Annotated in this window: 16 protein-coding genes; 10 read left to right on the forward strand and 6 right to left on the reverse strand. The window is 70.5% G+C overall.

All coding sequences use genetic code 11. The features are described from left to right. The first annotated feature begins 12 nt into the window (after positions 1-12). On the forward strand, positions 13-1,254 hold the full coding sequence (locus ACFPZ3_RS21800; RefSeq protein ID WP_379516023.1) for a sensor histidine kinase: 1,242 nt from the start codon (positions 13-15) through the stop codon (positions 1,252-1,254). Continuing rightward, on the forward strand, positions 1,242-1,886 hold the full coding sequence (locus tag ACFPZ3_RS21805) for a response regulator transcription factor (protein WP_379516024.1): 645 nt from the start codon (positions 1,242-1,244) through the stop codon (positions 1,884-1,886). The genes ACFPZ3_RS21800 and ACFPZ3_RS21805 overlap by 13 nt, the downstream gene beginning before the upstream one ends. A gap of 63 nt (positions 1,887-1,949) precedes the next feature. Here ACFPZ3_RS21805 and ACFPZ3_RS21810 read toward each other — a convergent pair whose 3' ends face one another. Then, entirely contained in the window at positions 1,950-2,936 is a 987-nt protein-coding gene (locus ACFPZ3_RS21810; protein WP_379516060.1) for a GlxA family transcriptional regulator, read from the reverse strand. Between the two features lie 117 nt (positions 2,937-3,053). Here ACFPZ3_RS21810 and ACFPZ3_RS21815 point away from each other — a divergent pair, with 117 nt between their 5' ends. The 5 genes from ACFPZ3_RS21815 (at position 3,054) to ACFPZ3_RS21835 (ending at position 7,541) form a co-directional block, all read left to right on the forward strand. Further along, positions 3,054-4,019, forward strand: coding sequence for an NADP-dependent oxidoreductase (locus ACFPZ3_RS21815; protein WP_379516025.1), 966 nt, complete (start codon positions 3,054-3,056; stop codon positions 4,017-4,019). Between the two features lie 25 nt (positions 4,020-4,044). Further along, entirely contained in the window at positions 4,045-4,311 is a 267-nt protein-coding gene (locus ACFPZ3_RS21820) for a hypothetical protein (RefSeq protein ID WP_379516026.1), read from the forward strand. 176 nt (positions 4,312-4,487) lie between these two features. Next, on the forward strand, positions 4,488-6,641 hold the full coding sequence (locus ACFPZ3_RS21825; RefSeq protein ID WP_379516027.1) for a serine/threonine-protein kinase: 2,154 nt from the start codon (positions 4,488-4,490) through the stop codon (positions 6,639-6,641). A gap of 106 nt (positions 6,642-6,747) precedes the next feature. Continuing rightward, entirely contained in the window at positions 6,748-7,182 is a 435-nt protein-coding gene (locus ACFPZ3_RS21830; RefSeq protein WP_379516028.1) for a hypothetical protein, read from the forward strand. Next, positions 7,182-7,541 carry a cupin domain-containing protein gene (locus ACFPZ3_RS21835; protein WP_379516029.1) on the forward strand — a complete coding sequence of 120 codons (360 nt, stop codon included), beginning with the start codon at positions 7,182-7,184 and terminating at the stop codon, positions 7,539-7,541. The genes ACFPZ3_RS21830 and ACFPZ3_RS21835 overlap by 1 nt, the downstream gene beginning before the upstream one ends. 116 nt (positions 7,542-7,657) lie before the next feature. On the opposite strand, the gene ACFPZ3_RS21840 is transcribed toward ACFPZ3_RS21835, so the two are convergent. Then, on the reverse strand, positions 7,658-8,536 hold the full coding sequence (locus ACFPZ3_RS21840; RefSeq protein WP_379516030.1) for a GNAT family N-acetyltransferase: 879 nt from the start codon (positions 8,534-8,536) through the stop codon (positions 7,658-7,660). A 386-nt stretch (positions 8,537-8,922) separates the two neighbouring features. Between ACFPZ3_RS21840 and ACFPZ3_RS21845 the strand changes: the two genes are divergently transcribed. Then, entirely contained in the window at positions 8,923-9,720 is a 798-nt protein-coding gene (locus ACFPZ3_RS21845; RefSeq protein WP_379516031.1) for a hypothetical protein, read from the forward strand. 316 nt (positions 9,721-10,036) lie between these two features. After that, entirely contained in the window at positions 10,037-11,323 is a 1,287-nt protein-coding gene (locus ACFPZ3_RS21850; protein ID WP_379516032.1) for an alpha/beta hydrolase family protein, read from the forward strand. A gap of 62 nt (positions 11,324-11,385) precedes the next feature. On the opposite strand, the gene ACFPZ3_RS21855 is transcribed toward ACFPZ3_RS21850, so the two are convergent. From ACFPZ3_RS21855 to ACFPZ3_RS21870, 4 genes are all read right to left on the reverse strand, one after another. Beyond that, positions 11,386-12,327: a hypothetical protein gene (locus ACFPZ3_RS21855; RefSeq protein ID WP_379516033.1), complete on the reverse strand. Its 942-nt coding sequence runs from the start codon at positions 12,325-12,327 to the stop codon at positions 11,386-11,388. Between the two features lie 152 nt (positions 12,328-12,479). Then, positions 12,480-14,033: a PH domain-containing protein gene (locus tag ACFPZ3_RS21860; protein WP_379516034.1), complete on the reverse strand. Its 1,554-nt coding sequence runs from the start codon at positions 14,031-14,033 to the stop codon at positions 12,480-12,482. Then, positions 14,030-14,548, reverse strand: a complete 519-nt coding sequence (locus tag ACFPZ3_RS21865; RefSeq protein ID WP_379516035.1) for a PH domain-containing protein — start codon at positions 14,546-14,548, stop codon at positions 14,030-14,032. The genes ACFPZ3_RS21860 and ACFPZ3_RS21865 overlap by 4 nt, the downstream gene beginning before the upstream one ends. Before the next feature lie 126 nt (positions 14,549-14,674). Continuing rightward, positions 14,675-15,013: an EF-hand domain-containing protein gene (locus ACFPZ3_RS21870; protein WP_379516036.1), complete on the reverse strand. Its 339-nt coding sequence runs from the start codon at positions 15,011-15,013 to the stop codon at positions 14,675-14,677. Positions 15,014-15,151: 138 nt separating this feature from the next. Between ACFPZ3_RS21870 and ACFPZ3_RS21875 the strand changes: the two genes are divergently transcribed. Further along, positions 15,152-15,511, forward strand: a complete 360-nt coding sequence (locus ACFPZ3_RS21875; protein WP_379516037.1) for a hypothetical protein — start codon at positions 15,152-15,154, stop codon at positions 15,509-15,511. The last annotated feature ends 77 nt before the right edge of the window (positions 15,512-15,588 follow it).

Raw genomic sequence — 15,588 nt, forward strand, 5'->3', positions numbered from 1 at the left:
CAGAATGAGGCCGTGCGCGAACAATGGCGGAAGATACGGCGAGCCAGTGGATACCTTCTCCTCGGGTTACCGACTGCGATGCTCACGACGATGGTGCCGCTGCTGCTGGTGGCCGCGGCGTTGTCGACAGGTCTCGGTGGCATTGGGCTCGTCGTGTTCCCGCGGGCGGTGAGCGGCCTGCGACGGTGGGCCGAGTGGCATCGCCGCCGCGCCGCCGCGCTACTGGACAGGCAGGTGTCCGCCCGGGACATGACGCTGGGCAGGGGGATTCGCGCGCAGTGGCGCCAGGTGCTCGACGACCCGGGGACCAGGCGGGACGTTCGCTGGGTGTTCCGGCATATCGTCACGGGTGTCCCGGCGGGGATGGCCGCGATGTTCTGCGTCGGCACGGTGGTGTTCACCGTGTTCGCGACCTCGCTGTGGTGGTTGTTCCCCTCGGATACGCCGCTGCGGCTGCTGGGCGCGTTCCCGGTGACCGGCTGGGGGAGCGCGCTGGCCTTGGGCGCCGTCCAGGTCGCGAGCTTCGCGGTACTGACGTGGTGGGCGGTGCCCAGGCTCGCGGCCTTCCACGCGAGCAGGTGCCTGGCGGCGCTGGAGCCCTCGGCGGAGGACCTGCTCACCGAGCGGGTCGGCGAGCTGACCGAAAGCCGGGCCGGTGTGCTTGACGCCCATGGCGCGGAACTGCGCCGCATCGAGCGCGACCTGCACGATGGTACGCAGGCCCGGCTGGTCGCCATCGCCATGCGGCTGGGCGTGGCCAGGGAGTCCCTCGGCGACGGCACTGGCGACCTGTCCGACCTGCTGAGGGAGGCCCACGAAGGTGCGGAGGAGGCGATGACGGAGCTACGCGAGGTGATCCGTACCATGTATCCGCCGATTCTCGCCGACCGGGGGCTTTCCGGCGCGGTGGCGGCGCTGGCCGCGCGATCGGGCGTGCCCGTCGAGATCGACCTCGGCGAGCTCGGCCGATTACCCACCGCCGTGGAGACCGCCGCCTACTTCATCGTGGCCGAGTCGCTGACCAACGTCGCCAAGCACAGCGCCGCCACCCAGGCGCGGGTGCGGATCACCCGCGCCGGCGGCAGTCTGCTGGTCGAGGTCACCGACGACGGCATCGGCGGTGTCGACGAGACCGGCGGCACCGGCGTCATGGGCATCCGCCGCCGAGTCGCCGCGCTCGACGGCGAGCTGGTCGTCAGCAGCCCGCCAGGCGGCCCGACCACCCTGTCGGTGGAGCTGCCGTGCGAGTCGTGATCGCCGAGGACAACGTCCTGCTCTCCGCCGGTCTCGAACTCCTCCTGGGAGCCAAGGGCATCGAGGTCGCCGCCGTCGTCACCGATCATCCCGGCCTGGTGGCAGCGGTGGACCAGCACCGGCCGGACGCACTGATCGTCGATGTCCGGCTGCCCCCGTCCTTCCGCGACGAGGGCATCAAGGCCGCGCTGGAGATCCGGCGCGCGCACCCCGGCCTGCCGGTGCTCGTGCTGTCGCAGTACGTCGAGAAGATCTACGCGCGGGAGTTGCTCTCCGACGGGCGAGGGGGCGTCGGCTACCTCCTCAAGGACCGGGTGAGCCGGGTCAGCGAGTTCGTCGACGGTCTGCGCCGGGTGGCCGATGGCGGGACCGTCATGGATCCCGAGGTCGTCGCCCAGCTCCTGGCGGGCGGCACGAACGCCATCGACGCGCTCACCAACCGGGAACGCGAGGTGCTCACCCTGATGGCCCAGGGCCTCGGCAACAACGACATCGGCAAGCGGCTGTTCGTCACGGACAACGCTGTTCACAAGCACATCGGCAACATCTTCGCCAAGCTCGGCCTCCCGCCCACCGACGGAGGCCACCGCCGGGTGCTCGCCGTACTCGCCTATCTGGACAACACCTCTTGACGGCACCCCGATTCGGAGTCGGCGGGCAAATCCTTGGAGGAAGAGAACCGAAGCCGATGTGCGTCAGACCTCGGCGTGCGTGGACGGCGATCCGTGCGTGTGGAAGGTGCGCCGGTAGGTCATCGGCGAGACGCCGATCGCCGCGTGCAGGTGGTGGCGGAGCGAGGCCGTGGTGCCGAAGCCGGTCTGGTGGGCGATGAGGTCGATGGGCAGGTCGCTCGCTTCCAGCAGATGACGGGCCCGGTCCACGCGCTGGCGGATCAGCCACTGCCCGGGCGGCATGCCGACCTCCTCGCGGAAGCGGCGGATGAACGTGCGTACGCTCATCCGGGCGTGCGCGGCCAGCTCTGCGAGCGGCAGCGGCTCGTGCAGGCGTTGCAGGGCCCAGGCGCGGGTCTGCGCGGTGCCGGCCGCCGACGGTGCCGGCACGGGCCGTTCGATGTACTGGGCCTGGCCGCCCTCGCGCCATGGCGGGACGACACAGCCGCGAGCCACCCGGTTCGTCACCTCGCTGCCGTGGTCGCGGCGGACGATGTGCAGGCACAGGTCCACCCCGGCCGCCGCGCCCGCCGAGGTCAGCACATCGCCGTCGTCGACGAACAGCACGTCCGGATCCACTCGTACGCGGGGGAAGAGCCGCTGGAAGTGCTCGGCGTGGCGCCAGTGCGTGGTCGCCGGACGGCCGTCGAGCAGGCCCATGGCCGCCAGCACGTACGATCCGATGCAGATCGACACCATGCGGGTGCGCGGCCGCACGGTCGCGAGCGCGGCGGCGAGCGGCTCCGGCAGCCGTCCCAGCTCGTGGATCATCCCCGCGCCGTAGGCGGCGGGGATGATCAAGGTGTCCGCCGTGGCGAGGGCCTGCGGTCCGTGCTCGACGGCGACGGTGAAGTCCGACGCGGTCCGTACGGGGCGGCCGTCGACGGTGCAGGTGATGACCTCGTACAGCGGTTCGCCGTCCGGGCCCTCGGCGATGCCGAAGACCCGGGACGGAATGCTCAGCTCGAACGGGATCACGCCGTCGAGGGCGAGTACGACGACGCGATGCATGGCGTGATCCTTGCGCACAATGGCAATCATGCCACTTCTTCCGAGTCCGTCCATCGCGAAGGCTGGTCACGGGCGCCGCGGTCGGTGGCACCCTCACTTTTACGGAGCGTTTCTCTGATGAGCGAAGACAAGACGACGGCGGCACGGATGCGCGCGATCATCCAGGAGTCCGCGGGCGGCCCCGAGGTCCTCACCCTGGCCGAGGTGGACCGTCCGGAGCCGGCGCCGACGGAGGTCCTGGTCCGGGTGCACGCGGCCGGGGTCAACCCGACGGACTGGAAGTCACGGACGCAGGGCAGGCTGCTGGGCGACCCGCCCGCCATCCTCGGCTGGGACGTGTCCGGGGTGGTCGAGGCCGTGGGCCGCGGGGTCACCCGCTTCCGGCCGGGCGATGAGGTCTTCGGCATGCCGCGCTTCCCGCACAAGGCCGGCGGCTACGCGGAGTACGTGACCGCCCCGTCGCGGCACTTCACCCGCAAGCCGGCCGGCCTCGACCACGTGCACGCCGCGGCGCTGCCGCTGGCGGCGCTCACCGCGTGGCAGGTCCTGTACGACACCGCGAACCTGCGGCCAGGCCGGCGCGTGCTGATCCATGCCGCCGCCGGCGGGGTCGGCCATCTGGCCGTGCAGCTGGCCAAGCATCTCGGCGCGTACGTGATCGGCACCGCTCGTACGCCCAAGCACGCCTTCGTACGTGCGCTGGGCGCCGACGAGGTGATCGACTACACCGAGGAGGACTTCGCCGAGACGGTCGGCGACGTCGACCTGGTCATCGATAGCATCGGCGGCGACTACGGGGCGCGTTCCCTGCGGACGCTGCGGGACGGCGGCACCCTGGCCCAGCTCGCTTCGGAGCCTGACCAGGACCTCCTCCGGCAGGCCGCGGAGCGCGGCATCTGGGCGGGGTTCGTCCTGGTCGAGCCGGACAACGCCGGAATGGCGACGATCGCCGAACTGGTCGAGGCGGGGCGGCTGCGCGCCGAGGTCGACACCGTCCTGCCGTTCGAGCAGGCGGCCAAGGCTCACGAGCTCGGCGAGACCGGCCGTACCACCGGAAAGATCGTGCTCACCGTCGCCGGATGACCGGCAGGGTGGGATGATCGCGACCATGAAGACGATCGGTGTGGCGCGGAAGGGGATCGCCACTGCCGGGAAGTGGTACGGCAAGCAGATAAGCGCCCGGCCCGTTGCCGCACTGACGATCATTGGAGCGATCGCCGCGGCGTTCGTCTTTCTTCTCGGGGTCGCCATCTCCCTGGCGACGGGAGAGCAGCCCATCCCCTGGTGGCGGTATGCCGGGAACGCTGTGATCCTGGTGCTCGTCTGGGTGGGCGTGGGGCTACTCGTACGTAGCCAGATCAGGAAGGACACGTAACCTCGATCTTTCGTGATCAAGGTGTGGTCAACACCCAAGACTGCGTGAGCTGAGTCCTGCCCGCCCCGGGCAGAAAGCTTCCCGGTGGATCTCGCGCATCTCCGAACCGGCGGCCTGCGCGGGACGTCTTCAGTGAATGGGCATTCCGCGTCGGGATGAAGGGCAGCCACACGAAGATGATCAGTCCGGGTACGGAACTGGCGGGCCGCTACCGCCTGCTGTCACGGCTTGGCGGTGGTGGGCACGGCGAGGTCTGGCGTGCCCAGGACACGCGGCTCGATCGGGTCGTCGCGGTGAAGATGATAAGGGCGGGGCTGGACGACGATCCCGAGTTCGTGGCCCGGTTCCTGGCCGAAGCCCGTTCCATGGCCGCCGTCGACCATCCCGGCGTGGTGGGCGTGTTCGACTACGGGATCGCCGAGCTGCACGGCAGGCGCACACCGTACCTGGTCATGAAATACCTCGACGGCGAGCCGCTCCATCGGCTGCTGTCCCGCAGGGGGCGGATCGCCGCCGGTGCGACGATGGACCTCGTCGCGCAGGCCGCCGAGGCGCTCCAGGCGGCGCATGAGGCCGGCGTCGTGCATCGGGACGTCAAGCCCGGCAACCTCGTGATCCGATCCGACGGAACGGTCGTGCTGACCGATTTCGGCATCGCCAGGACGGCGGAGGCCCTCAAACTGACCGCCTCGGGCATCGTGATGGGCACCGCCACCTACTGTGCCCCTGAACAGGCCGAGGGTGTCGCGCCGAGCCCGGCGATGGACGTGTACGCGCTGGGAGTGGTCGCGTACGAGTGCCTGGCGGGGCGGGTGCCTTTCGACGGCGAGAGCGCGGTCGCGATCGCGCTCAAACACCTGCACGAGCCGCCTCCGCCGCTGCCCGATGACACCCCGGCGGCCGTGGCCGAGGTCGTCATGCGTGCTTTGGCCAAGAACCCGGTGGATCGGTGGCCCAGCGCCAGTGCCTTGGCCACGGCAGCCCGCGCGCTCGTGGATGTCCTGGATGCCGGGCATCCGCTTGCGGAGGAGCAGGCGGAATCCCGCGCGCTCCCACCTGACTCCTCGGCGAGGCAGGCTTCCCCATCCGCCGTCCCCCTCGACCAGGCCGCCGTCAGCGATGGCGCGTCTGACGGCGGGACCGCACGTCGCCTCCGGCGCCCGGCGCTGACCGTGGCAGGCGGGCTCGCGGCGGTGGCGATCGCGGCCGCGGCGACCTGGAGCCTGGTACGAACCGATCCCCCGTCCCCATCGGCGCTACAAGCGCGTGTCCGTGAGACCCCGCCGTCCACCGCGGCGGAGCCGTCGCCGGATCTCTTGACGCACGTGAAGGACGACGACGAACCGCGCGACAGGCCCGCGACGCCGGACACGTCCACACCTCCCGGCGCGTCCAGAGAGCCCGACACGTCCACGACCCCGCCTGCCCCGGCTGCGGGTTTGCTCGTCGGCGGCATCTTCCATCTCGGCGGCCCCTCTCCCGGGCAGTCGGTCGCGGACGGCTATCAGGCCGGGCTGGTCGAGGTCTTCACCGGCAAGGGCAAGCGGTTAGCCGGTCGGCGTTCGGATCAGCGCGGATTCCGCTTCTCCCTTCCCCCAGGCCGTTACCGCCTCCAAACCGCGCTGGGCGACGGGACCTGCTCGGCGACGGGCGTGGTCAAGCCGGGCCGGACCACGCGAGCCGACCTGAAATGCAAAATCCCCCAGCTTCCGCCGCCGGAACCGGCCTTCCACAGTGCTGCCGTCAAAGATGCGCGCGGAGACGCCAAGGGCGGGCCCGACGCGGGCAAGGCACCACCGTACAGCGACCTTCTGGGCGCGGCGATGAAGGCCGGCCCTGACGGCGTGACCCTCGAATTCGTCACCGCCGGCGCCATCCCCGCGCTCGCGCCTTCGGAGGGGAACAGCTCCAGCCGCTGGGCCGTCTCCGTCGAGCAGGGCGGCAAGACCGCCGTCGTGTCGCTCACCGGCCGGCAGGACACATGGACGCTCCAGTGGGTGGCGCAGAACGACAAGACCGACCCGGCGGACGAGTCCGATCCCATTGACGGCGACGGTCAAGCCCGTGATCTCCGGGGCGCGGATCTCCATTGCCCTCGGCCGGCACGCACCGCTGAAAACGACCCCGATCGATTTCAGCAAGCCGTACCGGATCGTCGACGCCGAGTCGAGCGTGGTCCAGGCGATCCATGGCTGGTCGGACTCCGCTCCGTGATGGGGCATCACCCATCGCCTTCGCCTGTGCCGGCCGCCGAGCGATGGTCTGGGCAGCCGCTCGTCCCCGTCGGTTCGTCGGTGAGGAGCGCCCCGGGCGATCGGCGCCCCCCATAGACCTGCCGATGCGCTCAGATACGGTGCCGAACCGCCTGCACCCGCAGGACGCGCGATTCCCTGCAGGGAATCGCGACACCGCAGGCCAGGCTGCACACTGCTGCGCATGAGCAATCCACTCGATGTGAAGCAATGGGCCGACCGTTATGTCGCCCAGTGGAACGAGCCTGATCCGGCGCGGCGGAGCGCGCTCATCCGCGAGCTGTGGGCACCCGACGGGATCCAAGTGCTGGTCGACCCGCCCCAGGCGATCCGCGACGCCGCCGCGGCGCTCGCGATTCCGGCGCCACCGCTGGAGGTCCGTGGCTATGACGCCTTGAACGCCAGGGTGAGCCGCGCCTACGAGATGTTCGTCGCATCGGGCGAGCACGTCTTCGAAGCTGCGGAGGAGGCGCTCCTCCTGCTGCCCAACGTGCTCGGCATCCGCTGGTCGATGGTATCGACCAGCACGGGCGAGACCGTCGGCGGCGGCCTGGACATCCTGTCCCTGGACGGCGATGGCCGGCTCCACACCGATCACCAGTTCATCGGGGTGAACTGATGCGCTTCACCAAGATTGTCCGCACTGCGGACGGCGGATCGGCGTTCGAGGACGGCGAGATCGCGCTTGAACACCGGCATGTCACCGATGGGGTGCCGCCCATGGCAATCGGCGGGATGCGATCAAGTGGCGGCGTGCAGTTCGTGCGTAGCGCCGCGTTCGACAGCACCGCGCATCCGGCGCCACGTGAGCAGTGGGTGGTGATGCTGTGCGGGATGATCGAGGTGATGGTCAGCGACGGCAGCCGACGCCATTTCGGCCCCGGCGATCTGGTGCTCGCCGCAGACACCACGGGAATGGGGCACGTCACGACGGGCGTCGGCGACGCGCCGTTCGAGGCACTGTTCATCCCGGTCTGACCAGCGACTTCGGGCTGTTTCGGTACGGGGTTTAGCAACCTGCGCTGAAAATGCCTTGTCCCGCTTGATAGATCCCCGGCGCCGAGAACACGAAGATCAGAGGTGAGAAGACGATCTCAGCGGACGAAGGTCACCGTGCGCGCGAAGCCACGGAAGCCCAGCGACTCGTAGGTCCTGCGCGCCATGGGATGGCCGTCGTCGCCCCGGGGCGCCACGAAGGCCGACCGCGCGCCCAGCCGCCGCGCGGCGTGCAGGGCGGCGAGCGTGGCAGCGCTCGCCAGGCCCAGCCGACGGTGCGCCGGATCGGTGCCCACGGGCTCCAGCAGCGCCGCCTGGTGCTCCTCGTCCAGCCAGACCAGGCAGAACGCCGCCGGGGTGCCGTCCGGCGCCTCGACCAGCCAATCGAGCTCTGCGCGGTAGGGCCAGGCCCGCATGACCTGGCGATAACTCTCACCAGTGACCCGCGAGGGCGGCAGACCCGGCAGCGAGAACGCGGCCCGGTGCACCGCCGCCCTGGCCTCGGCGTCCGGCTCGCCGCGCACAGCGCGCAGGGTATGGCCGGCGGGTACCTTCGGCTCGGGCAGAGCGTCGAGGTCGAGGCGCATATGGGTGAAGAACACGCCAAGCTCCTGCGCACGGTATCCGTGCCGGCGCAGAACCTCTGCCAGGTCCGTCTCGTACTCCAGCAGCGTGACGTCGCGCTCCAGACCCTCGACCGCGCCGTCGAACCAGCGCAGGATCTCCTCCGCCAACTCGGGGTGGGCCGGGTCGAGCCGCAGGTCGAGCGTGCCGGGGCGCTGCGCCCACGCCCACGCGACAACCTGACCGTCGTGCTCCCACAACGACGTGGGCCACTCCGGCTCCCTGCCGACGTGCTGGAAACGAGACCAGGCCAGATCTCCGATGTGCCAACGGCTCTCGGGCGACCAGAGCCGCCGGGTCAGGTCCTGCATCGCGCGCAGGTCGCCGGGTCCTTCGTAATCGCGCCGTTTCATCCGGCGAATCCTACTGACCTAAGAAGATCAGTCCGGTCTCGAACGCGACGATGCCAACCTCGACGATGAGCCGGTGGCCACCTCTCGTCTCCCGAATCGACATGGCCACACGGCTGTTTCCACCAGGTCGTGCGGAGCGACCCCGACCGCGCTATTTTCTCTCCTTGAGCAGTCGTACGACCTGGCGACGGCGGCGGGCGACCGATGCACCCCGTCGGAAGCGCTCCGGCACCTGGGGATCGCCGACCACGTGGCCGGCCAACTGGACGCCGCCCGAGAGCATCTGGAGTCATCGATGCACGCCCTCCGCCTGGCGGCCACTCCTCATGATCGATTGTAGGGTGAGGCGTTCGCTCCCATCCCCTCCGAACCCCAGGAAACCTCCCGTGTTACGTCGTCACCGTTCGACCCTGCCCGCCCTGCTCATCACCGGTCTGTACGGCGCCGCGCTGACGGTCGCCGTCGTCATCGCCCTGATCTCCGGCAGCCTCGGCCCGTTGTGGTGGCTGACGCTGTTCGCGCCCGTGGCCGAAGGCGTCGCGGCGACAGGGCAGAATCTGCTCCTCCTGGTCCTGGCCGGGCTGTCCTGGACATGGGGGATCTGGCAGATCCTGCGCAGGCCGCCGGCGGGGCCGCCGTCCCAGCAGGACCGGAACACGCGGCGGTTGCGCGTGGCGCTCTACGCCTCGGCGGCGACCACGTTGTTGCTCCACGTCACCGCGTCGATCTGGGCGGGGACGGTGGTGATCGACTCCGCGGTGATGTGCGTGGTCGTGCTGCTGTTCATGCGGGTGCTGGGAGGCGACCGGCCGTACATGCGGGGCGCGGGCGTGCTGGGGTACGGCGGTTTCACCGTCATCGAGGTGTTCGACCTCGCCGGCTGGCCCATGCCGGGTGTGGCGGAGATGATCTGCGGCCTGACCGCTCTGGCCTGGTGGGCACTGGCCCTGCAGGCCCAAAGGTACGACGACCGCTGGGGGACGGTGACCGTCGTCTACGGAATCGCCGGCCTGGTGTCGCCGTTCTTCCTGACGCTGGCACTGCCGTTCACGGACGAGAAGAGCGCCGTGGAGGCTCTCAGTGTGGTCCCCAGCGTCCTGATCATGATCTGGCTGGCCCGCTCCGCCCACGACCTGGCCGCCTCGCGCCACCAACCGGCCGCCCAGACCACGTTGGGGGCATGAGCCGACGAGCAGTCGCGTTGCCGGCCGTCGCCGCCGACCTCGTGCCGGCGCCCGCGGTGGGGACGCAGTCCTCGACGTCCGGACCCTGGTCGGCACGGGCGAGGTGGCGCCCGCGGTGGGGACGCGGTCCCCGACGTCCGGACACTGATCGGCACGGGCGAGGTGGCGCTGCACCCCGGGGTCGCGTCGGCCTGCCGTGCCCTTCACAGGTAGGAGCACGGCTCCATCCCGAAGGGGGATGCGTGCGGTGCCGGGGCGCTGCCAGAGTCGGAAGCAGGCGGCCGCTGGGCCGCCCCGATCCGGAAGGATCCCAGCAGTGTCATCGAGACACACCAGGGTGGTGCGGGGTTCGGCGCTGATCGCGGGCCTCGCGCTCGCGGGCGGGCTCACCGCGACCGCTCCCGCCGTGGCGGCGGATCAGGCCAAGCTCACCGCGCCGGCCCTCACCGGCCAGTACGACATCGGCACCACCGACCTCCACCTCGTCGACCCGTCCCGCCCCGACCCGTGGAAACCGGAACGACGCCGGGAACTCATGGTCACCGTCACCTACCCGGCCGACCGGTTCGCCGGGGGCCCGCGGGCACCGTGGCTCACGCCCGGCATGAGCACCGTCATCGACCAGGCGCTGGCGGGCGAGGACTACCTCGATCTCCCGGCCGGCTCCATCGACTGGGCATCAGCGAAGCGAAGGGCCGAGACCGGCGTCCCCGTGGCACACGGCGCGCCGAAGCCGGTCGCGCTCTTCTCCCCCGGCTTCGGCAGCCCGCGGGAGACGTACACGGCGATCGTCGACGATCTGGCGAGCCGCGGCTACGTGGTCGTCTCGCTCTCGCACACCTACGAGAGCGTGGCGGTCGAGTTTCCCGGCGGGCGGCTCGAACTCGCGGTGTCCGGGGGTGAAGGCCCCGATTTCGAGAAGAAGGCGCTCGACGCCCGGGTCGCCGACAGCCGGTTCGTCCTCGACCAGCTCACGAAGATCGCCCGGGGCGAGAACCCCGACGCGGGGAAGCGGCCGCTCCCCCGCGGGCTCGGCCGCTCGCTCGACCTGTCCCGGGTCGGCGCCTACGGGCACTCCTACGGCGGGTTCACCGCGGGCGAGACGATGGTCCACGACCGCCGTGTCGACGCCGGGATCAACCTGGACGGCGCGATGGCGACCGCGTTCGGCTATCCCCCGGGAAGTCCCTACGTGCCGGGCGAGGTCACGAAACGCGGCCTGGACAGGCCGTTCCTCCTGATGGGCGCCGAGGGCGTCGACGAGAACGGGAAACCGCTCGAGCACACGCACCGGCATCCCGAATTCGACCGCAGCTGGGCGGACTTCTGGGCCAACCAGCGAGGCTGGAAACGGGATCTGCTCCTGCGCGGCGGCAGCACGCACATGGCCTACAGCGATCTGCAGATCGTCGTGCCGCAACTCGGCGCGCGCGTGGCGCCGGACAAGCGTGCGGCGGTCATCGGCACCATCGATCCCCGTCGTTCGCTGGCCGCGCAACGGGACTACATCGGCGCGTTCTTCGATCTGCACCTTCGCGGACGGGACCGGCACCTGTTCGACGGCGAATCCCCGCGGCACCCGAACATCGACTTCATCGACTAGGGCCGAAAGGGACCTTCCCCGCGTCGGCGACGCGGCCGCGACGTCGCTGGACCCACCCCACGCTATGCGGGGCGCAGAAGCTCCTCGCGCCTGGTCAGCAGTTGGGCGCGCTCGGCCAGCAACTCGGCGTGGCGCGCCTTCAGGTACTCCTCGGTGTCGCGCACCCACCGCGCCAGCTTCTTCACCTCGGCCCTGGTCTTCTCGATGCGCTGATGTTTGAGCACATCGCTGATGATGTTGTCGAAGAAGGCGTCCACAAACCACCGCGTGTCCACCTCGGGCATCACCGGCCGGGCCGCGATCCCGGTGTCGGCCAGCTCGCGGGCGAAGACGTCCAGAGCCCGCTGGGCATGCCAGGCGGCCTTGTCGGCGCTGGTCAGCTTGTCGTGCTCGTAGGCGTCGACGAGCAGGCCGCCGCCGAACATGTCGAAGGTGGAGGCGTTCGCGGCGGAGTTGAGGAAGCGCAGCACGACGCCGAGCGCCTCGTGCGCGCCCTGCCCCGCCTGGTGGGCCTCCGCGCACTCGCGCACATCGGCGCTCAACCGGTCGAGCGCGGCGCCGAGGTCGGCCAGCTCACGCGCGCTCGGATCGCCGCTCCGGATGAGCTGCTGCTCCTTCTCGGCCAGCAACCGGGCGTACTCCCGGGACGCGGAGCCGAGCACCGCCAGCTCGGCGGCGGCCGCCGCCGAATCGGCTCTGAGCTGCGCGAGCCGGGCCCGGTGACCGTCCACGCGTTCCCTGGCCACTACCGCCTCGGCGCGCTCGCGCTCCAGCCGCTCCTCGCGGTTGCCCAGCATGCGGGCCAGGACGGCGGACAGCCCGCCTTCCAGGCGGGCGACGTCACGCTCCTCCTCGACCAGCTCGAACTCCAGATCCTCCAGGGTGCCGCGGACGTCCTCGATCTGTTGCGCGGTGGTCTCACGCAGGCGCCGGACGTGCTCGGCGCGGTGCATTCCGGCGGCCGCCTCGCGCAGCCGTTCGTCAAGCTCCGAGGAGAGGGTCACGCAATGATGACGAACGGGCCGGACCGGACGTTCCGCACAGCCCGCCGAACTTACACAGCGACCGCTCCGGCGGCGGGCGAGCTGAGCTTCCCGCGCCCCGTCGGCTCCCCGTTGGGTGAGCAGCGCCCGAGGCTCGTACGCGGTGAGCGTTCTCAGGCGGGCTGTCTGGCGGGTGCGCTGCCTGAGGTGACCAGGAACGGCTCGATCAGTCCTGGCACGCCCGCGCGGGCCAGGTCGAGGGCCGGTCCGAGCTCGATGTCCTGCACCCGGTAGCTCTGCCGCCCGGCGGCGGTGGTGGCGGTGAGGGTGACCACGCCGGCGCGGCGCTGGAAGAACGACCGCTCGACCGTCCAGCCGACGATCCCGTCGCGCTCCAGGGCCACCCGGCGGCGCACCAGCGACCCCCATCGGGTGACGAGGTACGGCCCGGTGAGGGCGTGCCCGAGGTTCCGGTAGCGGTCCGCCGCCAGCAGCGCGGTGAACGGGAGCAGCGCCAGCGCCGTGATCCAGGTCCACTCGTACAGGTCGGTCGGCAGCAACCACAACATCAGCAGCAGCGCCGCCACGACGGCGTTCAGTCCCACTGCCCGGGTGAACCTGCGCCGGCGCGCGATCGGCCCGTGCGCGGTCAGCGGCTCGGTCAGCGCCGCAGAGCCGCCGAGCACCGCCGCCGCGACCCGTTCGTTCTCGGCACGCGGGGCGGGCGGCAGCAGCATCGAGCCGCCGCGCTGGGCGCCGCGCCCGACGCGCAGGCCGGTGGTGACCGCGATGAGACGGGCGCCGCGCACGGCCCGCAGCAGCAGCGGCTCGCTCAGCTCCACGCCGCGCAGCCTGCGCTCCTCGAGCGTGGTCGCCCTGGTGGTGATGAGCCCGCGGGTGACGTGCAGGGTCCCGGCGGTGGGCCGGGTGAGCCGGAAGTTCCAGAAGGCGAGGACGTACCCGAGCGTGGAGGCGACGGCGACGAACACGATCAGCACCGCCGTGATCGTCGCGATCTCGGCGGGCAGCGAGAGGCCGTTGAGCCAGTCCCAGGTGGCGCGTACGGAGGAGATCGACCTCAGGTCGACGTTGCCCTCGTTGACCACCCGCCCGACGAAGCCGCCGAGGATGCCGACGGTGAGCACGCCGGAGAGCGTGAACGGGCCGTACCCGATCCACGACGGGCGCAGCGCGGCCACCTCCTGCTCGGGCGGCGAGGCGGCGGGCCCGATGCCGGGCACGGCCGGGGCACCCGGGGCGTTCGCGCCGACTGTGGCGGGGGTCCGGTGCAGAAGCTCCTCCCGCAGGCGGGTGGCGGCGGCGGTCTGCAAGGCGTCGAGCTTGAGCTCGCCGCCGCCCTTGCGGTCGGAGCGGCCGGTGCCGATCTCCACCCTGGCCAGGCCGAGTACGCGGTGCAGCACGTTCGAGGTGATGTCGACCGAGCGGATCCGGTCCATCGGCACGGTCACCACCCGTTTGCGCAGCAGGCCACGGCGTACCTGCACCTGCTCGGAAGTGATCATGTAGGTGGTGGTGAACCAGCGCGACATCCCGAGCACCACCATGACGCCCGCGGCGGCCAGGCCCCACAGATGGCCCTCCCCGCCACTCGTGGTGCCGGCGATCAGGACGCCCAGGAGCAGAGGCGCGGTCCTGATCACCTCCTGGAAGGGGTGGACGATGAGCATGCGCGGGCTGAGCCGCCGCCAGGCCGTCTCGGTCCTCACGTGGCGTCACCCGCCGTCGCCTGCGCGCTGGCGGTCAACTCGGAGACCACGCGTTGCGCGGTCTCCTTGTCCAGGCCGCTGATCTTGAGCGGTCCGGCGGCGGAGGCGGTGGTGACGGTGACGTTGGACAGGCCGAAGATCTGCTCGAAGGGGCCGCGGTCGCTGTCCACGGTCTGGATACGGGAGACGGGCGCGATCCGCCACTCCTGCTTGAACCAGCCCGACTGGGTGTAGACCGCTTCGGGGGTGGTCTCCCAGCGGTGCACCCGGAAACGCCAGCGCGGCATGACGATCAGGTGCGCGGCCGCCAGCAGCGCGGTGACGACCAGCCCGGCCACGTGCGCGGCGACGTCCTGGCCGCTGGAGACGAGCCAGATCACCTGGACTGCGGTCACGACGAGCCAGCCGGGAACGGCCCGCACCGTCCAGTAGCGCACGGCCCTGGGGCTCACCCGGTTCGAAGGAGGACGAATTGTGGTTTCCACGCTTCTACGGTGGCAGCCGGTTTCGCTCATACACAGCGTGGAGTGTCACATCTTCATAAGTACATATGTCATAGGGGCCGCCCCACCGGCGACCAGCCGGCGGTCAGGTGATCCCGCGCGACCGGCGGCGGCCTTGCGGGTGAGGTCGCCGAGGAGTCAGGTGGACGTCAGCGGTGAGCCGAGCAGCCAGTTGCCGGGTGCTTCTGTGTCGGTGCTGAGGTAGAACTCCTCGATGGCGGTGCGGAACTCGTCGTGGGTGAACGTCTCGCGCAGCGCGTTCCTGGTGTGTTCGTCGCCGTCGGGCGCCACCGCGGCGAACACCTCGCCCATCTGCTGGAAGCCGTGCTCTCGTAGAAGCCAGATAATCGTCTTTGCTGATAATTCGTCGCCGTTGCGGTCCGCCGCGTGGATAAGAGCGTCCGCAACCTTCCCGACGCCCTGGTCCTCGCAGAATTCATCAGACTCTTTCTCAATACGATAGTCAACGGTCCTCATCCGGCCATCGAAAAGAGTTGACAGCGGCCAATGTTCCAGGGGGACACCGCCGCGCCGGGACCCCTCCCGGCGCATGGCTGTTAGAAAGGCCGCGTCCCTGCGCCGATCTGTCGCGTAACAGCCGATGAAAGAGAGACCATGCACAGGACAGCCATCACCGCCCTGACCCTCGCGTGCGCCCTGATCGCGGCGCCGGCCCTGGCAGCGACCCCGGCCGCCGCCGCGGCCAAGCCGAACCTGCGCGCATGCTACGACGGGAAGTGCACGTTCACGTTCACGAAGTCAGTGAAGTTCCTCGTCGCCAAGAAGTACGGCCTGAGCGGCTGGGTGCACGTCGCCAAGGAATGGAACGACTTGGTCGGCGCGGACGTCATCGCCGTGTGGAGCGGAGGCAGCAGCGCCTTCATGGGAGAGGGAACTTCTGGCGGCATCGGCAAGCTCGACTTTCGTGCGCTGGCGATCACCGGCAAGGGAGCGACGGTCCGCTTCACAGGGTGACGGGGTTTCCCCGGTACACGGTCGCGGCCCGTCCGTGTACCGAGGAGCTCAGCTCTCGTGGGAGCGGCCGCGAGCCG

The organism is Nonomuraea insulae, from assembly GCF_042656245.1.